22 protein-coding genes are annotated in these 24,018 nt (G+C 61.5%); 8 read left to right on the top strand and 14 right to left on the bottom strand.

Features of this window, described 5'->3' with window-relative positions; all coding sequences use genetic code 11:
* Positions 1-21 precede the first annotated feature (21 nt).
* The 5 genes from JKA62_RS09885 to JKA62_RS09905 all read right to left on the bottom strand — a co-directional run bounded on the left by JKA62_RS09885 (position 22) and on the right by JKA62_RS09905 (position 3,869).
* A complete protein-coding gene (locus JKA62_RS09885; protein ID WP_201817634.1) occupies positions 22-648 on the bottom strand; it encodes an antibiotic biosynthesis monooxygenase in 627 nt (208 codons plus the stop codon).
* Positions 641-1,057, bottom strand: coding sequence for a DoxX family protein (locus JKA62_RS09890; RefSeq protein ID WP_074687718.1), 417 nt, complete (start codon positions 1,055-1,057; stop codon positions 641-643). Before JKA62_RS09890 ends, JKA62_RS09885 begins: the two co-directional genes overlap by 8 nt.
* Before the next feature lie 166 nt (positions 1,058-1,223).
* Complete coding sequence (locus JKA62_RS09895; RefSeq protein ID WP_201817635.1) at positions 1,224-1,601, bottom strand: DUF6124 family protein; 378 nt, start codon at positions 1,599-1,601, stop codon at positions 1,224-1,226.
* A 315-nt stretch (positions 1,602-1,916) separates the two neighbouring features.
* The gene (locus tag JKA62_RS09900; protein WP_011333412.1) at positions 1,917-2,840 is read right to left on the bottom strand and encodes a LysR family transcriptional regulator; all 924 of its coding nucleotides are present in this window, start codon (positions 2,838-2,840) and stop codon (positions 1,917-1,919) included.
* 45 nt (positions 2,841-2,885) lie between these two features.
* Positions 2,886-3,869 carry an MBL fold metallo-hydrolase gene (locus tag JKA62_RS09905; protein ID WP_201817638.1) on the bottom strand — a complete coding sequence of 328 codons (984 nt, stop codon included), beginning with the start codon at positions 3,867-3,869 and terminating at the stop codon, positions 2,886-2,888.
* A 249-nt stretch (positions 3,870-4,118) separates the two neighbouring features.
* Between JKA62_RS09905 and JKA62_RS09910 the strand changes: the two genes are divergently transcribed.
* Positions 4,119-4,520, top strand: coding sequence for a helix-turn-helix domain-containing protein (locus tag JKA62_RS09910; protein WP_064378890.1), 402 nt, complete (start codon positions 4,119-4,121; stop codon positions 4,518-4,520).
* A gap of 7 nt (positions 4,521-4,527) precedes the next feature.
* Here the strand turns inward: JKA62_RS09910 and JKA62_RS09915 are convergent, their stop codons facing one another.
* Positions 4,528-5,097: a flavodoxin family protein gene (locus JKA62_RS09915; protein ID WP_064378889.1), complete on the bottom strand. Its 570-nt coding sequence runs from the start codon at positions 5,095-5,097 to the stop codon at positions 4,528-4,530.
* A gap of 333 nt (positions 5,098-5,430) precedes the next feature.
* On the opposite strand from JKA62_RS09915, the gene JKA62_RS09920 reads away from it, so the two are divergent.
* A complete protein-coding gene (locus JKA62_RS09920; RefSeq protein ID WP_201817641.1) occupies positions 5,431-8,217 on the top strand; it encodes an ATP-binding protein in 2,787 nt (928 codons plus the stop codon).
* On the opposite strand, the gene JKA62_RS09925 is transcribed toward JKA62_RS09920, so the two are convergent.
* Both JKA62_RS09925 and JKA62_RS09930 read right to left on the bottom strand, forming a co-directional pair.
* Positions 8,179-9,651, bottom strand: coding sequence for an ATP-binding protein (locus tag JKA62_RS09925; protein ID WP_011333407.1), 1,473 nt, complete (start codon positions 9,649-9,651; stop codon positions 8,179-8,181). The genes JKA62_RS09920 and JKA62_RS09925 overlap by 39 nt on opposite strands.
* Before the next feature lie 90 nt (positions 9,652-9,741).
* On the bottom strand, positions 9,742-10,692 hold the full coding sequence (locus JKA62_RS09930) for a GlxA family transcriptional regulator (RefSeq protein ID WP_011333406.1): 951 nt from the start codon (positions 10,690-10,692) through the stop codon (positions 9,742-9,744).
* A 211-nt stretch (positions 10,693-10,903) separates the two neighbouring features.
* Between JKA62_RS09930 and JKA62_RS09935 the strand changes: the two genes are divergently transcribed.
* The gene (locus JKA62_RS09935) at positions 10,904-11,626 is read left to right on the top strand and encodes a pirin family protein (protein ID WP_011333405.1); all 723 of its coding nucleotides are present in this window, start codon (positions 10,904-10,906) and stop codon (positions 11,624-11,626) included.
* Positions 11,627-11,691: 65 nt separating this feature from the next.
* On the opposite strand, the gene JKA62_RS09940 is transcribed toward JKA62_RS09935, so the two are convergent.
* Positions 11,692-12,567 carry a LysR family transcriptional regulator gene (locus JKA62_RS09940; RefSeq protein WP_011333404.1) on the bottom strand — a complete coding sequence of 292 codons (876 nt, stop codon included), beginning with the start codon at positions 12,565-12,567 and terminating at the stop codon, positions 11,692-11,694.
* Between the two features lie 111 nt (positions 12,568-12,678).
* Between JKA62_RS09940 and JKA62_RS09945 the strand changes: the two genes are divergently transcribed.
* The 4 genes from JKA62_RS09945 to JKA62_RS09960 all read left to right on the top strand — a co-directional run bounded on the left by JKA62_RS09945 (position 12,679) and on the right by JKA62_RS09960 (position 16,592).
* Positions 12,679-13,899 (top strand): YbfB/YjiJ family MFS transporter, encoded by a 1,221-nt coding sequence (locus JKA62_RS09945; RefSeq protein ID WP_011333403.1) that lies wholly within the window; start codon positions 12,679-12,681, stop codon positions 13,897-13,899.
* A 63-nt stretch (positions 13,900-13,962) separates the two neighbouring features.
* Positions 13,963-14,961, top strand: coding sequence for an NAD(P)H-quinone oxidoreductase (locus tag JKA62_RS09950; protein ID WP_201817644.1), 999 nt, complete (start codon positions 13,963-13,965; stop codon positions 14,959-14,961).
* Positions 14,962-15,073: 112 nt separating this feature from the next.
* Complete coding sequence (locus JKA62_RS09955; RefSeq protein ID WP_011333401.1) at positions 15,074-16,018, top strand: alpha/beta hydrolase; 945 nt, start codon at positions 15,074-15,076, stop codon at positions 16,016-16,018.
* Between the two features lie 160 nt (positions 16,019-16,178).
* Positions 16,179-16,592: a VOC family protein gene (locus JKA62_RS09960; RefSeq protein WP_011333400.1), complete on the top strand. Its 414-nt coding sequence runs from the start codon at positions 16,179-16,181 to the stop codon at positions 16,590-16,592.
* A 57-nt stretch (positions 16,593-16,649) separates the two neighbouring features.
* Here the strand turns inward: JKA62_RS09960 and JKA62_RS09965 are convergent, their stop codons facing one another.
* The 5 genes from JKA62_RS09965 to JKA62_RS09985 all read right to left on the bottom strand — a co-directional run bounded on the left by JKA62_RS09965 (position 16,650) and on the right by JKA62_RS09985 (position 21,933).
* A complete protein-coding gene (locus tag JKA62_RS09965; protein ID WP_011333399.1) occupies positions 16,650-16,979 on the bottom strand; it encodes a hypothetical protein in 330 nt (109 codons plus the stop codon).
* A gap of 77 nt (positions 16,980-17,056) precedes the next feature.
* Complete coding sequence (gene rtcA / locus JKA62_RS09970) at positions 17,057-18,085, bottom strand: RNA 3'-terminal phosphate cyclase (RefSeq protein WP_011333398.1); 1,029 nt, start codon at positions 18,083-18,085, stop codon at positions 17,057-17,059.
* A gap of 8 nt (positions 18,086-18,093) precedes the next feature.
* The gene (locus tag JKA62_RS09975; protein WP_201817645.1) at positions 18,094-18,882 is read right to left on the bottom strand and encodes a nucleotidyltransferase domain-containing protein; all 789 of its coding nucleotides are present in this window, start codon (positions 18,880-18,882) and stop codon (positions 18,094-18,096) included.
* A 39-nt stretch (positions 18,883-18,921) separates the two neighbouring features.
* Entirely contained in the window at positions 18,922-20,148 is a 1,227-nt protein-coding gene (locus JKA62_RS09980; RefSeq protein WP_201817662.1) for an RtcB family protein, read from the bottom strand.
* 237 nt (positions 20,149-20,385) lie between these two features.
* Positions 20,386-21,933, bottom strand: a complete 1,548-nt coding sequence (locus tag JKA62_RS09985; RefSeq protein ID WP_201817665.1) for an RNA-binding protein — start codon at positions 21,931-21,933, stop codon at positions 20,386-20,388.
* Between the two features lie 205 nt (positions 21,934-22,138).
* Here JKA62_RS09985 and rtcR point away from each other — a divergent pair, with 205 nt between their 5' ends.
* On the top strand, positions 22,139-23,740 hold the full coding sequence (rtcR, locus tag JKA62_RS09990) for an RNA repair transcriptional activator RtcR (protein WP_201817667.1): 1,602 nt from the start codon (positions 22,139-22,141) through the stop codon (positions 23,738-23,740).
* Positions 23,741-24,018 lie beyond the last annotated feature (278 nt).

The following is a 24,018-nucleotide window of genomic DNA, read 5'->3' on the forward strand; positions in this document are numbered from 1 at the left end:
ACGGAGCCCGGACCCGCCGCTTCAGCGCGGCGGATTGGCATTGGAATCGAGGTGTTTGTGTGACTGACCGGCTTCCAGCCACGGCGCGAACAGACGGGTCACCGGCGGCATGAACACGTAGACCACCGATACCACGATGGTCAGGGTGATCAGGAACGTGGCGACCACGTAGTTGGAGAGAAAGGCGTTGAGTTGCAGCAGCGGCCCCCAGATCAGCGGCACCAGCAAGGTGTGCGGCAGGATCACCAGCAGCGTCACCACGGCCTGCTTCCAGCGTGGTGGCGGCGATCCGGCCTCGGCCGTCGGCGTGAACCAGAATTCGTTGGCTGCGTTGACTTCGGTCTGATCGCCGTCGGCGAGCATCGGCGCGGCTTCATCGATCAGTTTCTGACGCTGCGGCGAGTCGAGCCAGCGCTGCATCGCGTCGGTCGAGCAATAACGCAGCACGCAGGTGAACAGCGCGAGCCCGTCCTGCTGGCTGCGCATCACGTCCACGCCCAGATGCCCTTCTTCGCGCCCCGCCACGCTGACGATATTGCGCAGCCACGCTTCGTACGGCTGTTCGAAACCGGCCTTGACCCGGTGCTTGACGATGAGCGTCACGGTTTCTTCGGGTCCCGGTTTTTTCGGGGTCTGGGCATCAGGCATAACGGAGCACTCCGGGCAAACGAACATTGAGCGCCAGCCGTCCCGGCCCGGCGATCAAAACAGTGGTAAACAAGATCAACAGCAACCAGCCGAACTGCCCTTCGGCCACACTCCATTGCGGATGCACAAGCAGCAGCGCCACCAGCAGCACAAAGAGAATAGGCAAGCACGCCAGACGCGCCAGCACCCCGGCGACGATCAGCAGCGGGCAGAGGACTTCGGCAAAGATCGCCAGAATCAAAGTGAGGTGGGCACCGAGGTGGAACGGGTCTTCGATCAGTTGCAGCTGCGCGGTGAAGTCCAGCAGCTTGGGCAAGCCGTGGACGAACAGCAGAAACAGTCCGCCGGCGACCCGCAGGAACAGCAGGCCGAGATCTTGCGCCTGGTCATTGCGTTGTACAGCGTTCATGGGCCCACCCTTGATCAATCATTGCAGGCCATGGTGCAACGATTGACCGGGGGGGAAATTGGATGGGTGTGCTCTCTTTGCTCTTGAACGATCGCTCCCACGTAGATCGTTCCCACGCTCTGCGTGGGAACGATCAGGTGAGCAAGTGAACAGGGTGACTAGGTGATCAGGTTACAGCGGACGCCTCAGTCTTCACTTCCAGATTATCCAGCACCCGATTCACCGCCAGTTCCCCCAGCATGATCAGTTGCGCAATCCCCAACAGCACATGCCGCTGCGGGCCGTCCACCAGCCCGGCGAAGTCATTGGCCATGACCTTGGCCGAGGTCAGGGTTTCGCAGGCGTCGGCCAGCAGTTCTTCGCTGTCGATGCCGGGAGCGATGAGGTAGCGGGCGTTGGGTTTGAGCAGCGGTTTTCTGGGGAGGAGCGGATTGAGGTAATGATCGAGGGCGCGTTCGGCGGCTTCGTGGAATTTCTTGGAGTCGAGGGTTTCGTAGGGCGAGGTAGTGTCGGTTTCAGGCGGGTTTGGCGTAGGTTTGATCATGCGAATCTCCAGAGTCATTGAGCGGCCACGATTCGCTGCGATACGAAGGGGTGGCAGCCATACGCGGGTCGCAGACCGGGACTCTAGAACCGGCAGACCCGAAGGTCTCCCACGTACAGCCGCCATAAAACCGGAGGATGTTGTGCGTCCAGAGATCGCGGGCTGCGAGACCCGATCGCTGATTCGTCAGCGACCCGGAAACGATAAGACCCACCCCAAGAGCGCACAAGCCGGCGGATTCTGGCGTACACGTAGGCAAAGGCGCAAGGCGTTGTGGCTTACCGGAAGTAACGCTAAACACCTTTCAACACCGCGCTAAACCGCCGGAATATCCAGCGTCACCGACATGAACTGACTGATCCGCGACCGCAGCCATTTCTCCGCCGGGTCGTTGTCATGCACCCCGCTCCACGCCATCGACAGTTGCGCCGCATCAATCGGAAACGGCGGATCTTCAGCCCGCAACGCACACCCTTCGACCAATGCACACGCCGCATAATCCGGCACGGTCGCGATCATCTCAGTGCCGGCCAGCAGCGCGCGCAGGCCACTGAACTGAGGTACACCGAGCACCACCCGGCGGCTGCGACCGACCTTGGCCAGGTCCATGTCGATGTTGCCGCTCAGGTCTCCGGAGAACGACACCATCGCATGAGGCCGCTCGCAGTATTCGTCGAGCGTCAGCGGGCCCGGGCGGTTGTCGCCGCGCAGGACCTTGCAGGGAATGTCACGCAGTTTCTTGCGCTTGGCGTTGGCCGGCAGATCGGTGGTGTAACTGACGCCGACGGAGATCTCCCCCGATGCCAGCAACCCCGGCATCAGCAGGTAATTGGCGCGACGTACCACCACGACAATCCCCGGCGCCTCTTCCTGCAACTGGCGCAGCAGCGGCGGGAACAGACCGAATTCGGCATCGTCCGACAAGCCGATGCGAAACACGTCGCAACTGGTCGCCGGATCGAATTCCTTGGCCCGGCTGACCGCGCCGGAAATCACGTCCATCGCCGGTTGCAGCTCCTGGAGAATCGCCAGCGCCCGCGCCGTCGGTTCCATGCCCCGACCATTGCGCAGCAACAGCGGATCATCGAACAGATCGCGCAGACGCCCCAGCGCCGCGCTCACTGCCGGTTGGCCCATGAACAGTTTTTCGGCGACGCGGGTCAGGTTCTTTTCGAACATCAGCGCTTCGAAAATCACCAGCAGGTTCATGTCGACGCGGCGCAGATCGTTACGGTTCATGGGGCACGTTTTCCTTGTTTTAGCCTGACGTGAAAGGTGGGAACTTTACTCGATCAGCGGCACTTTGGCCGCGCGTTTGTAGGGGCCGTATTCAACCGGCACCCACTGGAAGTGCTTGTCGACCGCCGTGATGTGGCCGATGCCCGGGAATGGCAAGTGCGCGGCCGTGACCCAGGTCTTGCTGGCCGCCGCTGCACTGAACACGGCGTTACGACTCTTGATCGCCTGCTGACCGTTGACGTCGAAGCGGATCGACACCTCCGGGTGGTCGAACTGCACCGCCAGGTTGTGCACCAGGTCGCCCATGAACACGATGCTCTGGTTCTGCGAAGTGAAGCGGTAGGTGGTGCTGCCCGGCGTGTGCCCGGCTTCCAGTGTGGCTACGACCACACCCGGCAAAGGCGACTGGCCCTCTGCGAACGTCTTGAAGCGCCCGGCCGCCACGTAAGGCGCAGTGGAATCCTGGGCGATCTTGAAAAACTCCCGGGCACCGGCCGGCGCCTTGGCCTCGGCCTGCGGATCGAGCCAGTAATCGGCTTCGGCCTTGGCTGCATAAACCGTGGCATTGGCAAAGATCGGCCGTTGCTGGCCGTCGACCAGCCCACAGACGTGATCCAGGTGCAGGTGCGTCAGCAGAATCGCGTCGACCTGCTCAGGCTTGTAACCCGCTGCCTGCATGTTCGCCGAGAGCTGGCCGGCGGTGGCGCCGATGCACTGGCCCGCGCCGGTATCCACGAGAATCAGTTGTTTGCCGGTGTTGACCAGGAACGCATTGAACGCGGTCTGCACGCCCGGCGTTTCAATCGAGCGCCGGGCCAGCAGCGCGCGAATCTGGCTTTGACTCATGCCTTGCAACAGCTTCGGCGACAAATCGTTGTAGCCGTCGAACAGCGCCGTCACCTCGTAATCGCCCAGCGCCAGCCGGAAATAACCCGGCGCCTGCGTGCCGACCTGCGGTGCCTGCGCCATGGCGCTGGACATCACACCGACCAACGCCAAGCCGATTACGCCGCGTACCAAATCTTTCATCTGCATGCCCCTCGCCCGAGCCCGATTCTGCGGCCCCTTATGGCCCGCCCCCAATCGTCGCCATCCTGCCCGGTTCCCGTCATGGGGACTTGCAGCGGTGTGCTGAGTTGCAGCCGACGGTGGAATTAACAACGTTTAACTCGTCAGCACCCGCCCCTCGCCAAACAATGAATCCCTCTGCGCAGCGTTGTTTTTTTGACCTGAGGGAAAGCGCTGACCGTGCGTTCCCCACCGACACGGACCTTGGCCATGGCTCACTCACAGCAAACCGTCGCCCTCGCCCCTGCCAGCGAACCCCGCAAGCCCAGCACTGGCGGCCTCAGCCCGCAACGGGAACGGCTGGTGAAACAGCTGATTCTCGAACGCCTCGGCGACAGCCTTGAAGTCACCGAACTGGCCAATGCCTGCGCACTCTCGCGCAGCCATTTTTCCCGGGCGTTCAAATGCAGCACAGGGTACTCGCCGCAAGACTGGATCCGCACCCAGCGCATTGCCCGAGCCAAGCAGTTGATCCAACACACCAACCACAGCCTCACGCAGATCAGCCTGGAGTGCGGCTTTTGCGATCAGGCGCACTTCTGCCACATCTTCACCCGCAGCGAAGGGATCAACCCGTTTGCGTGGCGTTGTCAGGTCATGAAAAACCGCTGAGGCGGTTTCACCCTCGAGCCATCCGCTGGGCCAGTCGCGCCACCCGCTCGCCCAGGTGCGCGGCGGTTTGTTGGTCTTCCAGCGGCGGCGCCTGCTCGGGCGGTTGCTCGACACAGGACTGGGACATGGCGCCGAGGGAGCTGCCGAGGCGATTCAATTGCCCGTCGAAAACACCTGCGCACGCACGCGCCGGCAACAGATCGAGCCCGACCCAGATCATCGAATGCTGGGCCGCAAACACCGCCATTTGCAGCAAGGTATTGAGCTTGTCGCCGCACAGGCTGCCGGAGTTGGTGAAGCCCGCCGCGAGTTTGTCGCGCCACGGCCGGGCGAGGTAGAACGAGGCCGTGGCCTCCATGAATTGCTTGAACGCCGCCGAAGCGCTGCCCATGTAGGTCGGCGCACCGAAGATGATGGCGTCGGCGCGATGCAGGTCATCCCAGTGGGCTTCCACGTCTTCTACCGCCAGCAACAGGCAGGTGCTGCCCATGTGGCGCTCCACACCTTGGGCCACAGCCTGGGCAATGACGCGGGTGTGCCCGTAGCCACTGTGATAAACCACTACTACCTTGCTCATCGCAGCGTCCTCCGGACGTATGCATTCCATTGCCGTGGAGTTTTGGCTCTGAAGCCGACGCGGACGAGTTAATCGTTGTTAATTTTCCCCGGCTATCGGGCAAAACGGCACGGGTTCCGGCCTTTGAATACAGTGGTGACGGTACTGGATGCCGAGTGATGCAAAGGCCCGAGTCCTTCGCGAAAGTTGCGCTGGCGTCAAATCCTGAGGAATATGCTCGGATACTGCGGATCAGACGGCTTGCGTGCCCCTCAAGCCTCTATTCGCCCTGCCCGTCACGGATTCTTCACCCTGACGGATCAGGATCATAAAAAGCGTCGAAGGAGTGAGCGGTTGAGTCTTTCCCCGAATCAGGCCATCGGTTTCGGCCCCTATCGGATCCACCCCGGCCAGCGGCTGGTGCTTGAAGGCGACCAGCCTTTGCGCCTGGGCCGGCGCGCCATGGACATTCTGCTGATCCTGCTGGCCCACGCAGGCGAGGTGGTGAGCAAGCAGCAGCTGATCGCCGGTGTCTGGCCGGACAGTGTGGTGGAAGACATCAATCTGCGGGTGCACATGGCCGCGCTGCGCAAGGCCCTCGGCGACGGTCAGGCCGGGCAGCGCTACATCGTCACGGTGGCGCAGCGCGGATACAGTTTCGTCGCGCCGGTCGTGCTGCAATCGATTGAACAACGTCCCACCACCGCCAACCTCGGCCGGCATAACCTGCCGCTGCGCCGCACGCGGATGATCGGGCGCCAGTCGGTGGTCGACAGCCTGATGACGCAACTGCCGCGCCAGCGCTGCATCACCCTGGTCGGCCCCGGCGGCATCGGCAAGACCACCGTGGCCCTGCGTGTCGCCGAGCAACTGATCGGCCGTTATCGCGACGGTATTCGTCTGCTGGATCTGGCCCCGCTCAAACATCCGGGCTCGATCTGCTCGCACCTCGCCGCCCTGCTGGACCTTTCGCTGCACGACAGTGAACCGATGGCCTGCCTGATCAACAGCCTGCGCGAGCGGCAGATGCTGCTGGTGATCGATAACTGCGAGCACTTGATCGACGCCGTGGCGATGCTGAGTGAAAACATTCTGCGCGGCGCACCGCAGGTGCACATTCTGGCCACCAGCCGCGAAAGCCTGCGTGCCGAGGGCGAGTATGTGCAGCGCCTGGAATCCCTCGACTGCCCGCCGCCGATTGCGGTGCTGGATCGCGATCAGGCGATGGAATTCTCCGCGCTGCAGTTGTTCGTCGAACGGGCGATGGCGGCCCACGAACATTTTGAGCCGGGTAATGCCGACCTGCCCTTGATCATCGACATCTGTCGGCGACTGGACGGCATCCCGCTGGCACTGGAACTGGCCGCTGCGCAGGTCGCGGGTCTTGGGCTGGAGGGTTTGCTGAGTCAGCTCCAGGGGCGTTTGCCGGCTGGCAACCAGACTCGCCTCGGTCGGCATGAAACCCTGCGCGCTACGCTGGACTGGAGCTTCAATCTGCTCAATGCCTGCGAACAGACCGGCCTGCGCCGACTGGGTGTATTCCGTGGCGCGTTCACGCTGGAATCGGCGGCGGCGGTTATCGTCGGTCAGCACATCGAGCCGAACGAAGTCTTCGCTTCGATCACGCAACTGGTCGCCAAGTCGCTGCTCAACGTCGAGGTCGGCGATGAAGAAGTGTTCTATCGCCTGCTCGACACCACCCGCCGCTATGCGCTGGAAAAACTCGACCAGGCCGCCGAACTCGGCGAAACCCGCGAACGCCATGCCGAACGCAGCCTGGCGCTGATGTATCAGGCCCAGGCCGATTGGGAGAACACGGCGACTGAAGTCTGGATCGAGCGTTACGCCCGTGGCCTTGAAGACTTGCGGGCGGCCCTTGAGTGGACGCTGAATGACGAAGGCTCGCGCGCGCTCGGCGTTCGACTGACGGCGACCTCGGCGCCGTTGTGGCAGGAACTGTCCTTGCTCAAGGAGTACGGCGTTCATGTGCGCCGGGCACTGGCGCTGCTGGCTTCATCCGACGAGCCCTGCCCGCGACTGGAAATCGCCTTGAAACTGGCCCTGGGCAGCGCCTGTTACCACACCTGGGGCGGCACGCCGGAAACCATCGAGGCCTTCGTCAGCGCCCGGCTGCTGGCACAACAGCACGACGACATGGCCGGTCAGTTGCGCGCCGTGTCGGGGCACATGGCGGTCAATCTCAGTTGCGGGCATTACCGGATGGCACTGGAGCAGAGCGAGCAATTCGAAAGTCTCGGAGTGCACGGCGATGCGCAGCTGTCCCTGAGTACCCACCGCTTGCGGGTGCTCGCGCTGCATTACGCCGGCGATCAGCACCAGGCGCGAATCCACGCCGAGCAAGTCATTCAGCGCATGGCCCACAGCGGCCACCTCAACCGCTTCACTCACGGTTTCGGCGTGCAATACGACCAGAGCGTCGCTTCGCTGACCGTCCTTGCCCGTGTGCTGTGGTTGCAAGGTTTCCCCGAGCAAGCCTGGCGTACAGCACGGCAGGCGCTGGACATCGCGGTGCAGATCAATCACGGCACCTCGATCTGCTACACCCTGGCACTCGCTTCGTGCCTGATCGCCCATTACAACGGAGATACACAGAACGCCCGGGCGCTGCTGCAACTGTTGCTCGAACAGGCGCAGAAGCATTCGGTGCTGCTGTTCTACACGTGGGCGCGGCACTACGCACAGGTGATCGACGCCGACAAATCCCCCGCCATCCCGCCCGCCGACAGCGGTCTGGTCAGGGAAATCATGGTCACGCTGGATCCAGGCTTCGTTGACGATGCCCTGCTTGAACGAGCACAAAGCGGCGCGGCCGGCTGGAGTACTGCGGAGATTTTGCGGGCCCGGGCCGAGCGATTGCTGGCCGGTGAATCGCCCTGTCATCACACGGTCGAAAGCGCCTTGCAGCAATCGCTCAAGATTGCCCGGACTCAAGGTGCCCTGGCCTGGGAGTTGCGCAGCGCGACTTCGCTGGCACAGTGGTGGCAGCGCCAGTCGCGTTATCGTGAGGCTATCGAATTGCTGGCGCCGGTCTACCAGCGCTTCACCGAAGGCTATGCCACCCCGGACTTGCGCAAAGTGCGCTTACTGCTCGACGAACTGCGCGGTCAGTCGGCCGCTTGAGACGGGTCGGGTACGGCCCAGGTAACGCGCGTGCCGACGCTCGACATCATTGAGTTCGCCGCCCTGCTCCAGCTGTTCGCGGGCATAGCGGCGCGTGATGTTGAGCATTCGGTAGCGCAGCGTCCCGCTGGATCGATCTGTGGTCAGCAACGACTTGGCCGCGAGCTGTTCGACCACAGCCACCAGTGTCGAGGGTGGTAATTGCGCGCAACTGATCACGCCGATGGCGGCATCCAGGGTGAATGCCATCTTGAACACCGACAAGCGTTGCAGCACGCGCTGTTCCTGCTCGCTCAAGCGTTGATAGCTCCAGTCCAGCGCAGCCTTCATTGACTGGTGGCGCGGCACGGCGGTGCGGCGACCGTGACTCAGGACTTGCAGGCCTTGGTCCAGTTGCGTCTGCAATCCGACCAGCGCCAGCGCATCGATCTGCGCGGCTGCCAACTCGATCGCCAGCGGCAGACCGTCGAGCCGGCGACAGATATCGCGCACCGTTTCCAGATCCTGCTCACGCAGACTGAAGCCGTGTTGACGGGCGCGGGCACGACTGACAAACAGCTGCACCGCCGAATAGCCCATGACCTCGGCGACACTGTTGAGGGCCGAAGCTTTGGGAAGGGTCAGGGGCGCCAGCGGCTGCAGGACTTCCAGAGCGAGACGCAACGGCTCGCGGCTGGTGGCAAGGATCGACAGACGGGGCGCGGCATCAAGCAATGTTTGCAGCAGGCTCCGGCAGGCTTGGTGCAGGTGATCGCAGTTGTCCAGCACCAGCAAGGCATGGCGCGCTGCCAGAGTGGGGAAATCGAGGTCGAGGGTTTTCAGCAAGTGATCGAGGAGCGGGATGTTTTCATCGATCAGCGACAGATCCACCTGCCACACGCCGTCACGAAAATGTTGCAGCAGCAGTTCCGCTGCGCGCAGCGCCACGGTGCTCTTACCGACACCGGCAGGCCCCGTCACCGTCAGCAGCCGGGACAACGGCAGTTGCCGCACCAGACCGCCGACCAGTGAATCGCGCCCGGTGACCGGCGTCAGTCGTGCAGGCAAATTGTGCTGGGGCGCTTGCAGGTTTTCGAACACCACTTGGGTGACGCTGTCGCCCTGCACCGGAGCCACGAAGCTGTACCCGCGTTGCGGCACATTGACGATGTAGCGCTGACCGTTTTCACCCTCTCCGAGGGCCCTGCGCAGCGCGGCGATGTGTACCCGCAGGTTGATCTCCTCGACCACCGAGGTCGGCCACACCAGCGCGATCAATTGTTCTTTGCTGACCACCTGGCCGGCGCGCTCGACCAGCACTTGCAGAATGTCCAGCGCACGACCGCCCATGCGCAATTGCCGATCCCCTTCGAGGATCAGCCGTTGGCGCAAATGGAAGGCGTACGGCCCGAAACGCAGGACCGACGCCGAGTTCAATTCGTTGAGGCTGTTCATGTCCGTTATCTTCGCAGGCCTCGATGACGGTACAACCACCACGCGGGGTCCAGCACGGACATCCGGATGCCCGTAACGGACAGAACCGCTCTAGCTGAACTGTTCGCGATACTGCGTCGGGGTCAGCCCAAGCTTTTCGCCGAACAGAAAACGCATGTGCCGCACGCTGCCGAAACCGCTTTTGTAGGCCACGGTTTTCAACGGCAGATCGCTGGTTTCCAGCAGATTGCGCGCGCAATCGATGCGCGCACTTTGCAGGAATTCCATGGGCGTCATGTTGACCTCACGGGCAAACACCCGGGCAAAATGCCGCGCACTCATGTTCGCAAGCCCTGCCATGCGCTCGACGGTAAAAGCTTCTTCAAGGTGCTCCAGCACATGGTTCTGCACCCGGGTGATCGGGGTTTCCTGGGGCGCCACTGCCGCCATCAACGGGCTGAACTGCGCTTGCCCGCCCTGACGTTTCATGACGACCAGCAGCACCTTGGCCACATCCTGGGCAATCTTTTTGCCATGATCGCGAGCCACCACCGCCAACGCCATATCGATCCCGGCGGTGACACCTCCGGAGGTGATCAGGTTGCGATCTTCAATAAAAATCTGGTCGGTCGCGACGTTTGCCTTCGGAAAGCCCTTGATCAAGCGTTCGGTGTAATTCCAGTGGGTGGTCACACGATAGCCGTCGAGCAGTCCGGCATGGCCCAGCACGAAGGCGCCGGTACAGATCGAGCCATATTGCCCGGCGCGCGTGACCGCGCCTTGCAGCCAGGCGAGCAACGGCGGGTGTTTTTCGTTGTAGGCGCCGGGGCCGCCCGGTACCAGCAGCAAGTCATAGCGCTCATCGGCTTCGTCGATGTGCCGATCGGTGTGCACGAGCACGCCATTGGACGCACGCAACGGCCCGCGCTCGGTGCCCAGGGTGGTCAGGTGATAGTGGGATTGCGGTTTCAGGTAGCGGTTGGCAACCGAAAACACTTCCAGCGGCCCGGCCATGTCGAGCAGCAGAAAATCGGGAAACAGCACCATGGCCACGGTCTTCATGGGGGTATCACCAAAATCCATGCAAAGTCATAAGTTTGCGCATTATGGCCGGAACAGGCGAAATCGTTGGAAAAGAATGCGTGATCCAGCCCACACAACTGTCAACCATAAAGGGACAGTATTTCAATTTTCATCTACTTATTGCATCGCAGGGTAACCAGTAACCTTCTCCTCACTCGGACGAATCAACGTCCTGAAAGGAGATTTCATCATGCTGACCCTTCGCAAAGCTTCCGACCGTGGTCTGGCCAATCATGGCTGGTTGAAGTCGTTCCACACCTTTTCCTTCGCCAGCTACCGTGACCCGCGTGAACAGGGTTTCTCCGACCTGCTGGTCATCAACGATGACCGCGTCGCCGCTGGCAAAGGCTTCGGCCAGCACCCGCACCGTGACATGGAGATTTTCTCCTATGTGCTCGAAGGTGCGCTGGAACACAAGGACACCCTCGGCACCGGTTCGGTGATCCGCCCCGGCGATGTGCAACTGATGAGCGCCGGCAGCGGCGTGGCCCACAGCGAGTTCAACCACTCGGCAACCAAGCCGGTGCACTTTCTGCAGATCTGGATCGTGCCGGACGTCAGCGGCGCGAAACCGCGTTACCAGCAAGAGCACTTCAGCGAACAGAAAAAACGCGGTCGCCTGCAACTGATCATTTCGCCCGAAGGCAGCCACGGCTCGCTGAAAGTACGGCAGGACGCACGGGTGTATGCCGGACTGTTCGATGGCCAGGAAAGCGCGACACTCGAACTGCCCGCCAACCGCTACGCCTATGTGCACGTTGCTCGCGGCAGCGTTGAACTGAACGGCATGCAGTTGAAGGAAGGCGACGGCGTAAGGGTTCGTGAAGAACAGGCACTGACCCTGAGCAATGGCCAGGATGCCGAAGTCCTGGTGTTTGACCTGCGGCCGCAGGAACTGCCGGAAATGCCATGAGGGGCAGGTTTCGGCGCCCACAAAAAACGGCCTTCACTGAAGGCCGTTTTTTATTGGCAGAACAACTACTCGTTTTCCGACATAAAGGCCTCGACGATGTGTTCGATCACCGCCCTGACCCGCGCGGTGTGGCGTAAATCCGCATGGGTCACCAGCCACACTTCATAAGGTAACGGCCGCGTACGTTCCGGCCACAGCCTGACCAGACCATCACGCTCGCCCATGTAGACCGGGATTTCTCCTACACCCAGACCGGCGGCAATCGAGCGCCGCACCAGCAGACTGGAACTCAGACCGGCGACGATCCGCCCGCGAGTCATGGGCTCGGACACCAGGGTCAGATCCTTGTTGCCCTGCAGATACGGCTCGTAAACCACCAGATCGTGGCCCTCGAACGAACTGCCCGGTGCCGGTACGCCATGGCTGTCGACATAAGCCTGCGAGGCAAACAGCCCCACCGGCCAACGCGCGATGCGCCGGGCGATCAAGTCCGGATTGTCTGGACGGGTATTGCGCACGGCGATGTCCGCTTCGCGTTTGGCCAGGCTGAGGATCTGTGTGGAGGCGTCCAGTTGCACGCGCACGTCGGGATGCTGTTCGTGCAACTGCGCCATCGCCGGGATCAGAAAGTCGATGGCCAGCGAATCGGTGGTGCTGACCCGCACACTGCCGGTCAGGCGGTCGTCCAGGCCCTGGATACGCCGCTCCAGTTCCAGCGCCGAATGCTCCATTTTTTCCACCGACTTGAGCGCCGCTTCGCCGACTGCCGTCAGTGCATAGCCCTCGGAGGTGCGCAGGAACAAGGTCGCGCCCAGCGACTTTTCCAGTGCCGTGATGCGGCGCCCGACTGTCGCCTGATCCACGCCCAGTACACGCGCGGCCCCGCGCAATGTCGACTCGCGGCAGACCGCTAGAAACACCCTTGCATCATCCCAGTTCATAGCGTTCTCCATTGATGCATAAACGCATCACTATCACGAAAACTCGCTGCATTAACGCAGCAACGATAGCCGATATGCTGGGCGCCATAAACCTTTCAAAGGATTGCCGTGATGCACACTTCAATTGCTTCGCCCGAACGTCCGGACACAAGTGTCTGGCTGGCGATCTTCGCCGGACTCTGCGCCAGCCTGGTCAGCATCGGTCTGGCGCGTTTCGCCTACACACCGCTGATCCCTTCGCTGATTCAGGCGCAGTGGTTTTCCGCCCATGATGTGGTCTATCTCGGCGCGGCCAATCTGGTCGGTTACCTGATCGGCGCCCTCCTCGGCCGCCCGCTGGCACGCCGGCTTACCCAGAGAAACGCTCTGCGCCTGATGATGCTGGCGGTGACCGTGGCGTTTTTTGCCTGTGCGTACCCCGTGTCGGTGAGTTGGTATTTCGGCTGGCGCCTGCTGTCGGGAATCGCGGGCGGCGCGATCATGGTGCTGGTGGCTGCGACTGTATTGCCCCATGTACCGGCCGCGCGCAAAGGCCTGGCCAGTGGGGCGATTTTCCTCGGCATCGGTCTGGGCATCGCCGGCTCGGGCACGATCGTTCCGCTGCTGTTGAGCCTGGGCTTGCAAGCAACGTGGCTGGGATTGGGCGCTTTGTCGCTGGCACTGACGGCATTGAGCTGGTTCGGCTGGCCCTCGGAGCTGCCCCATGCAACCACCGCAACGGCTCAGGTGGAACCGGTCGAGCCGACACCGCCCGCTGTTTATCTGCTGTTTGCCCAGTACGCATTCATGGCTGCCGGGCTGGTACCGGCCATGGTCTTTCTGGTGGATTACGTCGCCCGTGGCCTGGGCGCCGGGGCGCACGTCGGCGCGCTGATCTGGGTCATGTACGGTCTGGGCGCCATCGTCGGCCCGGTGAGTTATGGCTTTCTCGCCGACCACCTCGGCGCGCGGACCGGCATTCGTGTGGTGCTGGTGGTGCAGGCGATCACCCTGGGTTTGCTGGCGGTTTCGCATTCGTTCCTGGCGTTGGCGCTGCTGGCGGTGGTCCTCGGTTCCTTTCCACCGGGCATTGTGCCGCTGGCATTGGCTCGGGTGCATGAGCTGGTGCCGGATCACCATCGCCAACAGGTGGCGTGGAGCCGGGCCACAGTGTCGTTCGCCACGTTTCAGGCGCTGGCCGGGTTCGCCTATTCGGCGCTGTTCAACGCCACGGGCGGACAGCATGTGTTGCTCTTCGTGATAGCCGGCGGTGCCATCTTGATCGCTCTGATACTTGAGTACGCCATGAAATTGCTGCCCTCCTCCGTCGAACAACGCTGCTGCGCCGAATGACGGGAATCATTGCGCCCTGACTGCGTTCCCATCTACTGATCACTTTTTCAAGAGGAATCGAAAATGACGTTGCCCAATGAAATGACCCGAATCGAAATCACCGAACCGGGTGGGCCCGAGGTTCTGCAATCCCGACGCGTGCCGCTGCCGGTCGCCGCCGAAGGCGAAGTTCTGATCCGCGTGCACGCCGCCGGCGTCAATCGCCCGGACGCCCTGCAACGCGCCGGCAAGTACCCGATGAAGCCCGGCATGAACCCGATTCCGGGCCTTGAAGTGGCCGGCGAGGTCGTGGCGATTGGCAGCGGTGTCAGCACATTCGCGGTCGGTGACCGGGTCTGCGCGCTGACCAATGGCGGAGGTTACGCCGAATACTGCACGGTCCCGGCCGGCCAGACTCTGCCAATTCCCGACGGGCTCGACTGGATTCAGGCTGCGGCTATTCCTGAAACCTTTTTCACTGTGTGGGCCAACCTGTTCGGCCTCGGCGGCGCCAGCCGTGGTCAGCGCGCCTTGATCCACGGCGGCACCAGCGGCATCGGCACCACCGCGCTCATGCTGTGCCGCGAGTTTGGCATCGAAGCTTTCGCCACCGCCGGCAGCGCCGATAAATGTGCAGCGATCCGCAATCTGGGCGGCGACGCGATCAACTACCGGGAACAGGAGTTCGCGGCGGTCATCGCCGAGAAAACCGCCGGCCAGGGCGTGAATGTGATCCTCGACATCATGGGCGGCTCATACCTCAACGGGAACATCAGCGCCTTGGGAATGGATGGACGGTTGGTGATGCTCGGTTTCCTCGGCGGCGCGCGAGCCAATGACATCGATCTGCTGGCGATCCTCGGCAAACGTGCGGTGGTCACCGGTTCCCTCCTCCGCGCCCGTACCTCGGCGGAAAAAGCCGCCATCGCCGATCAATTGCGCGAACACGTCTGGCCGGTGCTGGCCGCCGGACGCTGCCTGCCGATCATCGACAAGGTCTATCCGCTCGCCGAAGCAGCCAAGGCCCATGCGCACATGGAAGCGGGCGACCACATCGGCAAGATCGTGCTGAAGATCGACTGAGTCGTTGCAGCATTTTGTAATCGTTGCGGGTGGGCGGCGGTCGAAAATGTCACGCGCGTGTCCAGGCTTCTGGTAAAAAGCGTTCTTTGTCCACGCGGTGGTGAAACGTTTAATGTTCCTGGCCTTCATGACCCGAGTTCGACGCCGCCGTCTGGCGTTCGCCTGCATGGCCGCCCTGATCGTCGGCGTGCCGGCGAGTTGTGCCGTGCTGGAACACACAGAGCGCAAGCTTCTGTTTCGCATCGAACCGGGCACCGCCGGCTGGTATCACGGTTTGCCCGGCAGCGTGCAGGAACTCGACCTGCAACCGAAAAGCTTCAAGGCCGGGCAAAACATTCACGCCTGGTGGTGGCCGGCAGAGCGCGCCGATGCACCGGCCATTCTTTATTTGCATGGCGTACGCTGGAATCTGACAGGGCAACTGTTTCGTATCGAACAATTGCGCGCGGCAGGTTATTCGGTATTGGCCATCGACTATCGCGGTTTCGGCCAGAGCCGTGGCGATCTGCCGTCGGAAAGCACGGTGTACGAAGATGCCCGGGTAGCCTGGGAACGCTTCCAGCTGTTGCAACCCGATCCGAACAAACGCCTGATCTACGGGCATTCATTGGGTGGCGCGGTCGCCATCGATCTGGCTGCCGAACTCGGTCGCGACGCCACCAGAAACCACACCCCATTGCCGGTGCGCGGACTGGTTATCGAATCCACCTTCACCTCCTTGGCGGATGTTGCGGCAGCCGTGGCCAACACCTCCCTTCCAGTCCGCTGGTTGCTGTCGCAGAAATTCGATTCCATCGACAAGATCGCCGAGATCCACATGCCGTTGCTGGTGGTACACGGCCTGGCCGACGCATTCGTGCCGTCACGCTTCAGCGAACAACTGTTCGCCGCCGCCCGGCAGCCGAAACGCCTGTTGCTGGTGCCCGGCGCAACGCACAACAACAGCATGGCGCTGGGCGGACAGAACTATCGCAAGGCAATCGATGCGCTGATGCAAACCCGACCTGCCGCCCGGGTGGCCGGCGCTGCGGTGCAAAAGAATCCGCGCGATTCCTGACGTCCCTCCCCCGCAGACCATCGGTCACCCCGAAAGGAAATTCTTGCAGCATCGGCTGGAAATTCGGCGATCTGACGCTTTGCTGGATGGAGTCAATCCATGACGCTGCTTCGGCACACCCGGCCGCGCAGCGTTCCACTGCCTATTCGGGAGCACCACCATGAAAATCAACCCGTACCTGATCTTCAACGGCGACTGCCGCGCAGCCTTTACGTTTTACGAGCAATGCCTGCAAGGCAAGCTCGAAGCGATGATGACCTTCGGCGAAACGCCAGCCGCCGAACATGTACCGAAAGAGCACCACAACCTGATCATTCACACCTGCCTGAAAGTCGGTGATCAGATGCTCATGGCTTCGGACACCACCCCCGACCGCCCGACCCAAGGCATGAGCGGTTGCTCGATTTCGCTGAATGTCGACAGCATCGTCGAGGCCGAGCGGGTATTTAACGCCCTGGCCAGAGACGGTCGCGTCGACATGCCGCTGGAAGCCACCTTCTGGGCCGCACGATTCGGCATGCTGGTGGATCGTTTTGGCGTGTCGTGGATGGTCAATTGCGAAAGTGACAAGTGACGCTGTCATTGCGCCGGACATGAAAAAGCCCGACCTTTTCAGGTCGGGCTTTTTCGTTCAACGCTGGGCCAATTCGTGGCGAATGCACTGTTCGTAATAGGTCTGCTTGACGGCCGCCGGTTTGAGCCGCGACGCGCTGTCGTAGGTCTGCTCGGTGATGCCCATGGCGGTCATGCGCATCCACGGTTGCTGGAACTTGCGCGCCTGCAAGCGCTTGCGCGCGCCATAGAGGGAAATCCCGGACAGCTTCGACTGTTGCGCACCGGCGGCAATGTCCGAACCCCAGGTACACGCAAAACGATGGCTCTTGCTCAGCTCCCTGGCCTGGGCCTGCACCGCGAACAGAGCGAGGGAAAGCGTTGCTACGGTGATGACAATCGTCCGCATATAGCCCACCTAACCTTTTGAAAAAAAGCGAGTTTGCCGGGACTTGAAACATTCGGGGGCCAGCAATTTGCCGCCTGTTACTCCTTGGTTCGAACTTCAACCCTCAACCGGTCTGCACCTTCTTCCTCACACTGGATCGTGATCGGTACAAAACGCTCGATGACCAAAATGTTGCTGTGCAAATGCTCGGTCATCCTGGGTGTGGTGAACGATCCACCTCCGGCCAGCACCATCGGCAACAGCAACTGGTCGGCCAGATGCTCTGCCACCGCCGCACCGCTGTGCAGCCAATCGGTCGCTTGATCGATCGCGGCGTCCGCAACCTTCTCCGAACGCAGTGAGGCTTGACCGAAAGCGCTGAAAACCTCCGTGACGTGTTCGAACGAATATTCCAGCAGCAGCACATTGCCCGGGCCACAGGCCGGATCAAGGATGACGGTGTTCAATTCTGCTGACGCCATGTTCAATCGCTGGGCCACCCTTTCGAGCTCGCGGACACCGACACTCGGCGCCAGTCCGGCCGTTAGCGCAAACGCCTGTTGCGAGAGCGGCAAGCCGCGCTCACACAGGTGCAGTGCTGACAGTTTCGATGGTTGCACCCTGACGTCAATTTCACCGCCGCCGGCCGGTACAAACCCGTGGCGCAGCAACGTCAGTTCAACCTCCGCGCCCATCCGTCGCAGCAGCGGCAACCAGCTGCGGCTGAGAAAATCGGTCGGTGGCGCCAGCGGATTATGAGTGCCGCCGCTGATCCGCACGCGGCTGGCTTGCGGCGCCAGTAACAAGGCGGGCAGCAAGGTCTGCAACACCAGGGTGCAACTGCCGGCGGTGCCAATGGCAAAGCGATAATCGCCGCCACGAATCGGCCCCGGCTCGAAGCTCAATGTCTGCGAGCCCAGTTCAGCCCCCTGGATCTTTGCACCGCAGACCTGCGCCGCCGCCATCACGGCGGTCAGGTGCTGGCGCAACAGGCCCGGACGACTGCGCCGGGCCCGAATCCGCACTATTCGAAACGCCTGGCCCGTCACCATCGACAGACTCAGCGCACTGCGCAACACCTGGCCACCGCCGATGGCGCCGTCCAGTTCAATCACGTCCTGTTTCATTTTTTTCCTTAGGCGTACAGACCAACGGTTTCCCGCAGGTATCGATCGAGCTGCCGCGAATCCTCCCGGGTTCTGGGCAATGTCGGCACCGCACGCTCAAGCTCCGCCTCGATGAACGCATGCAGCGCCGGACGACGAGGACCGTATGCGCTCTCATCGGCATTGCGCTTGAGCGCGAGCAGTTCATCAACTTCATCGAGCAAGACTCGGTCATCGACGGTACTCAGCAGATCGCTGAACGTCATCGGCGGCCGACCCCGTCCCTGATCGATCCAGCGCACCGCCAGCAAGGGCCGCAGTACATAGAAGTACTTCTTGAACCGCACGCTTTCGCCTTGCAGATAACCACGAAAGTTCTTTTTCGCCATCGACAGATAATGATTGCGCGCGGCTGGCGGGCTGTAGAATGCCTCGGCCAGTGCCCGTAGCTGAGAAACCGCTGCAGTCTCGCTGCGATAAACCAGCGGGGAGTCGAGCCATTCGAGCAAGGTCGGGTTGGATTTGCGCAACAGCCCGAGGGTCTTGCGCAACTCCCAGCCACTGACATCCAGCTCGTCATCCAGCGGGCGCTCGATCACATCACTTGGTGCATCGACCTGGACGAACCACTCCGGTTTCTCCACATAAACGAAGCGCACATCGTAATCACTGTCCGGCGAGGCAAATCCCCAGGCCCGGCTGCCCGATTCGCAGGCATACAGCACCGTGACATTGCGTTCGCGCTCTATGCGCGCCAGTTCTTCCAGTACCCGGCCGCGCATGACGCTACACAGCGGGTGACGCTCTTCGAATTTCATGTCCTTCAATCCTTGTTCCGGCGTGCCTTGCGGCACGCGTTATCCCTTGACGCACACCACCTGACGCAGGGTGTGCAGCACTTCAACCAGCTCACGCTGGGCGTGCATGACTTTGTCGATGTCCTTGTAGGCCATCGGAATTTCATCGATCACCGCAGCGTCCTTGCGACATTCGACGTGCGCGGTGGCGCGGATCTGATCTTCGACGGTGAAGGTGTTTTTGGCCTTGGTACGGCTCATGGTCCGACCGGCACCGTGGCTGCAGGAGCAAAACGATTCCTCGTTACCCAGACCGCGCACGATGAAACTCTTGGCGCCCATCGAACCGGGGATGATCCCCAACTCGCCCTTCTTCGCCGACACCGCACCTTTGCGGGTGACCAGAATGTCCTCGCCGAAATGCCGCTCTTTCTGCACGTAGTTGTGGTGGCAGTTCACCGCTTCCAGCGCGACTTCGAACGGCTTGCGGATGATCTGCCGCGTGGCCTGAATCACCGCTTGCATCATCAGCGCACGGTTCTGCTTGGCGAAATCCTGGGCCCAGCCCACGGCTTCCACGTAATCGTCAAAGTGCCGACTGCCTTCTTCGAAGTACGCCAGGTCACGATCCGGCAGGTTGGCGATATGCTGACGCATATCCGCCTGGGCCATCTGGATGAACAGGTTGCCAATGGCGTTGCCGACACCGCGCGAGCCGCTGTGCAACATGAACCAGACCCGGTTGACCTCATCCAGGCACACTTCGATGAAGTGGTTACCGCTGCCCAGTGTTCCGAGATGCCCGCGGTTGTTGGTGTTGGCCAGTTTCGGGTACTTGTCGGTGATCGCCTTAAAGCGTGGATTCAGCGCCGCCCAGGCCTGATCGGCCTGTTGCGGAATCTCGTCCCAGGCGCCTTTGTCACGGCGCGAGCGGGTCGAACTGCGGCCATGGGGCACCGCTTGTTCGATGGCACTGCGCAGGCCATGCAGATTGTCCGGCAGATCGGCCGCCGTCAGCGAGGTACGCGCGGCAATCATGCCGCAACCGATGTCCACCCCGACCGCTGCCGGGATGATCGCGCCGACCGTGGGAATCACGCTGCCGATGGTCGAGCCCTTGCCCAGATGGACGTCCGGCATGACCGCCAGGTGCTTGAAGATGAAGGGCATCTTCGCCGTGTTCATCAACTGCTCGCGCGCTTCGTTTTCCACCGGGACGCCTTCGGTCCAGAGCTTGATCGGTTTGCCGTTGGCGACTTTCAGCAGTTGGTAAGTGTGTTCTTTCATCATCTCGATTCTTCAGGTAGTTCCACCGGCATTCGCCGGCGGATTCAAAAAGGTGGCACGACAAAGATTGATGACTGTTGCGCGTTGCCACGCACCGGGGTTAGCCGGCCTCAGATGTACAGCCATCGGCATTCGTGCCGTCACGCGCACTGACAAGGGTTTGGTGAGACGTCTTGGATGTAGTCCCACCGGCATTCAGTGCCCGTGACAAATCAAATCTTTGGGCGGCTCATCGCCTCACCCCATGCGTTCAATCGCTTCGACCCAGTGCTGCGGCCCATACCGACCGGCAGTGAACTGCTCGATCACATCAAACACCGCGTCACTGAAACCGCCGACATTCAGGATGTCGTCACGATCCGCCGCCGGTGTCGCCCAACCCGGTTGCAGGTCAATGCAGATCAGGCGTGCCTGGGGATTGATGCGCTTTATCCGCTCCCATTGCAGCATCGTCTCGCTGGCGCCCTGACGTCGCGCATCGATCCAGGATTCGTTGTCCGACACCATGATCAGCGTATCGACCCTGGCCTTGCTGTCCGCCAGTTTCTTCAACGGCGCCGAGCAGCAGGTTCCGCCGCCGAAAATGCCTGCAAGCTTTTCGGCATTGCTGATCACACTGTCGCGCGGGTTGAGGGTGATATCCACCACCTTCCATTCGAATGGCATCACCCGTGCCGTCGGTTGTTTACGCAACACCGCCGCCGTAATCAATGCCGCCACATCGATGCAGCGCACCGCCGTGGTCGCGCCCTGACGATACCCGGTCAGCGGGCTGCCCATCGAGCCGGAAACATCCGGGCAAACCACCACCGCACCTTGCAGCTTCGGCACATTGGTCAATGAGAGCTCCAGCGCATCCTGCAAAGCCTCGCGTATCAGCGCCGGCACGTCATCGCCGACCATCCGGTACGCTGCCAGCAACTGGTACGGATACACCCGCGCCTTCGCAACGGCTTCGGGATCCGCCAACCGCGCGGCCACGTATTCGGTGCAACCCGGCACGTCAAAAGCACCATGGCGCGCCAGCGTATTGAGGTTGATGCGCAGTCCCTGCCAGCCCATGTTCCGCGCCTGAGCTGCCCATTGTTCCTTGCTCAAGGTTTCGTTACCGAGCAATTGAAAAGGCACTTCAGGCACTTGCTCACTCGCACCGCTGCGAAAGGCCAGCAAATCGCGAGTCAGTGCGGGCAACGCCTTTGCATCCACCGGCTTGCCGATCACCCAGGCAAAAAACGCTTCACGCCAGGCCTCGGACGGTTTTGGGTGAACCATCTTCACCACATCCGCCAGCGAAGGCTGATTGCCGATCGATGCCTGCAGCAGCTGTCGCTCGGTCGCGCTGTTCAGCCAGTTCTGCACCAGACGCTTGGGTTGGGAGCCCAAGGATCGGCGACCGGTGGCGCCACTGCGCAGGATCTGCACGAAATTGCGCAGCATCTTGCCGCTGTCCACGACCTGCCCGAACACCTCCGGCACCAGAGCCGAACGCTGAGCCGTCAGCGCTGCCAGCAACAACGCCGGCATGTCTTTCATGTGTCCTTTCTGGCGAGCATAAAGAGCGGCATTTGCCACGAAACGGCTGTCCAGCTCCGCCACCAGCTTCAGCACCTGATCCAACTGGCTTTGAGCCGTTGCGTAAAAGGTCGAATTCAGGCAACCGGTGACTGCCAGCTGGGCCAGCTGATGCTTGGGCGTGTAGGCATAAGCCGCAGCCCCGGAAGCATTCAAGGTGTCGCACGCCGGCAGGTTTTTCGATTGCGTGTTGAAGAGGTTGAAGTTGGCCATCGTGGCGTCTCGCTGTGTTGTCCTGTTCGTTGTGACAGGTATTGCAGCCGCTGTGCCAGTTTTGGAAAACGTTCGCGAAATATTTTTATCTAGTTGATTTTAAAGGGTTTTGTTCTAACAACGAGCATCCCTGAATTTTCGCCACGACAAATAACGCCCTCGAATACTATCATTGGTTATCGTCATTTATCTTTCAGGATAATCCATGCCCAGCAAGCGCACTGTCGCCATCGGTTTCATCGGCGCCACCCTCGATCGCGTCGGCAAAGGCGCCAATCGCTGGAGCCATTGGCGGCCTAGCGTCGGCCTGTGCCAGCAACCGGACGTCTTGATCCATCGCTTGGAACTGATACACGGCACAGATGCACGGGACGCAAGCCTGGCCGAACGCATTCGCGAGGACATCCGTCAGGTATCGCCGGACACAGAGGTACGCCTGCACCCGATGGCGTTGCGCAACCCCTGGGATTTCGAAGAGGTCTACGGCGCACTCCACGACTTCACCTCCGAATACACCTTCGATACCGAGCGTGAGGACTATCTGGTGCACATCACCACGGGGACCCACGTCGCGCAGATCTGCTGGTTCTTGCTGACCGAGGCGCGCTACCTGCCGGCACGCCTGATCCAGACCTCCCCCGCCCGTCGCAAGAGCGAAGAAGAGCCGGCCACCGGCACCCACGCCCTGATCGACCTTGATCTGTCGCGCTACGACCGGATTGCCTCACGATTCACCCACAAACGTCTGGAAGGCCTGGAGTTTCTCAAGTCCGGCATCGCCACTCGCAACACCGCGTTCAACCGTTCCATCGAGCAGATCGAACGCGTGGCCGTGCGCTCCAAAGCGCCGATGCTGCTGATCGGCCCGACCGGCGCCGGCAAGTCCTTTCTTGCCCGACGCATCTATGAGCTCAAACGCAGTCGCCATCAAATGCAGGGGCGTTTCGTTGAAGTCAACTGCGCGACCCTGCGTGGCGACGGCGCAATGTCCGCGCTGTTCGGCCACGTCAAAGGCGCCTTTACCGGCGCACAAAACGCTCGCGACGGCCTGCTGCGAGCGGCTGACGGCGGCATGTTGTTTCTCGACGAGATCGGCGAACTGGGGGCAGATGAACAAGCGATGCTGCTCAAGGCCATCGAAGAGAAGCGCTTCTTCCCGCTGGGCTCGGACAAGGAAGTCGACAGCGACTTCCTGATCATCGCCGGCACCCACCGCGACCTGCGCAGTCGCGTCGCCGAAGGTCTGTTCCGGGAAGATCTCTACGCACGGATCAACCTCTGGACGTTCGACCTGCCAGGCTTGGCCGGACGCCGCGAAGACATCGAACCCAATATCGATTTCGAGCTTGAACGTCACGCACGCGAATACGGCCAACTGGTGCGTTTCAATCTTGAAGCCCGACGGCGCTACCTGAGTTTCGCCAGCTCACGGGAAGCTGCGTGGCTGGGTAATTTCCGTGAACTCTCGGCCTCGATCACGCGCATGGCGACGCTGGCCGACAGCGGGCGAATCGATGCAGCGCAAGTGGAAGAGGAAATTGATCGGCTGAGGTATGCGTGGGGCCTGGCGCAACCGGCCGGTGCGACAAGTGACCTGCCGGGCGATGCCGAGACGCTGGACCTGTTCGATCGATTGCAATTGAAGGCGGTTCTGGAGGTTTGCAGACAGGCAGACAGCTTGTCGGATGCCGGCAGACGACTGTTCGGCGTGTCGCGACAGGCGAAAGCACAGCCCAACGATGCGGACCGATTGAGGAAGTATCTTGGAAGGTTCGGCATTGAATGGAACCAGTTGCGTGAGCAGTGAAGCGCGGCCGCAATCGACTAAGCCGTTGAGATAAACTGCGCCACACCGCGATACAAACATCAAGCGAAGGACAGACACGGATGAGCTTACTGGAGTTTTTCTCAGACCTGCTATCACTGTGCAGCTTCGAGACGTCCGGCCAAAAGCCTCGCAGAGTCTTCACCCGCGGATTTGTCGTGACCTGCGTCTTTGTGGCGATCATCGAGCTGTTCTTGCTGAACCACATCTATAGCGGGCGTCCGTGAACAAATAGCTATGAGTTCCCGCCCGTCAGTTGA

The sequence above is a fragment of the Pseudomonas sp. B7 genome (assembly GCF_016735645.1).
GTDB lineage: Bacteria > Pseudomonadota > Gammaproteobacteria > Pseudomonadales > Pseudomonadaceae > Aquipseudomonas > Aquipseudomonas glycinae.

Excerpts from the sequence above, each read along its gene's own strand:
- JKA62_RS09885 (WP_201817634.1), bottom strand. The coding sequence starts at position 648 with ATGCCTGATGCCCAGACCCCGAAAAAACCGGGACCCGAAGAAACCGTG.
- JKA62_RS09890 (WP_074687718.1), bottom strand. The coding sequence starts at position 1,057 with ATGAACGCTGTACAACGCAATGACCAGGCGCAAGATCTCGGCCTGCTG.
- JKA62_RS09895 (WP_201817635.1), bottom strand. The coding sequence starts at position 1,601 with ATGATCAAACCTACGCCAAACCCGCCTGAAACCGACACTACCTCGCCC.
- JKA62_RS09900 (WP_011333412.1), bottom strand. The coding sequence starts at position 2,840 with ATGAACCGTAACGATCTGCGCCGCGTCGACATGAACCTGCTGGTGATT.
- JKA62_RS09905 (WP_201817638.1), bottom strand. The coding sequence starts at position 3,869 with ATGAAAGATTTGGTACGCGGCGTAATCGGCTTGGCGTTGGTCGGTGTG.
- JKA62_RS09910 (WP_064378890.1), top strand. The coding sequence starts at position 4,119 with ATGGCTCACTCACAGCAAACCGTCGCCCTCGCCCCTGCCAGCGAACCC.
- JKA62_RS09915 (WP_064378889.1), bottom strand. The coding sequence starts at position 5,097 with ATGAGCAAGGTAGTAGTGGTTTATCACAGTGGCTACGGGCACACCCGC.
- JKA62_RS09925 (WP_011333407.1), bottom strand. The coding sequence starts at position 9,651 with ATGAACAGCCTCAACGAATTGAACTCGGCGTCGGTCCTGCGTTTCGGG.
- JKA62_RS09930 (WP_011333406.1), bottom strand. The coding sequence starts at position 10,692 with ATGAAGACCGTGGCCATGGTGCTGTTTCCCGATTTTCTGCTGCTCGAC.
- JKA62_RS09935 (WP_011333405.1), top strand. The coding sequence starts at position 10,904 with ATGCTGACCCTTCGCAAAGCTTCCGACCGTGGTCTGGCCAATCATGGC.
- JKA62_RS09940 (WP_011333404.1), bottom strand. The coding sequence starts at position 12,567 with ATGAACTGGGATGATGCAAGGGTGTTTCTAGCGGTCTGCCGCGAGTCG.
- JKA62_RS09945 (WP_011333403.1), top strand. The coding sequence starts at position 12,679 with ATGCACACTTCAATTGCTTCGCCCGAACGTCCGGACACAAGTGTCTGG.
- JKA62_RS09950 (WP_201817644.1), top strand. The coding sequence starts at position 13,963 with ATGACGTTGCCCAATGAAATGACCCGAATCGAAATCACCGAACCGGGT.
- JKA62_RS09955 (WP_011333401.1), top strand. The coding sequence starts at position 15,074 with ATGTTCCTGGCCTTCATGACCCGAGTTCGACGCCGCCGTCTGGCGTTC.
- JKA62_RS09960 (WP_011333400.1), top strand. The coding sequence starts at position 16,179 with ATGAAAATCAACCCGTACCTGATCTTCAACGGCGACTGCCGCGCAGCC.
- JKA62_RS09965 (WP_011333399.1), bottom strand. The coding sequence starts at position 16,979 with ATGCGGACGATTGTCATCACCGTAGCAACGCTTTCCCTCGCTCTGTTC.
- rtcA (WP_011333398.1), bottom strand. The coding sequence starts at position 18,085 with ATGAAACAGGACGTGATTGAACTGGACGGCGCCATCGGCGGTGGCCAG.
- JKA62_RS09975 (WP_201817645.1), bottom strand. The coding sequence starts at position 18,882 with ATGAAATTCGAAGAGCGTCACCCGCTGTGTAGCGTCATGCGCGGCCGG.
- JKA62_RS09980 (WP_201817662.1), bottom strand. The coding sequence starts at position 20,148 with ATGAAAGAACACACTTACCAACTGCTGAAAGTCGCCAACGGCAAACCG.
- JKA62_RS09985 (WP_201817665.1), bottom strand. The coding sequence starts at position 21,933 with ATGGCCAACTTCAACCTCTTCAACACGCAATCGAAAAACCTGCCGGCG.
- rtcR (WP_201817667.1), top strand. The coding sequence starts at position 22,139 with ATGCCCAGCAAGCGCACTGTCGCCATCGGTTTCATCGGCGCCACCCTC.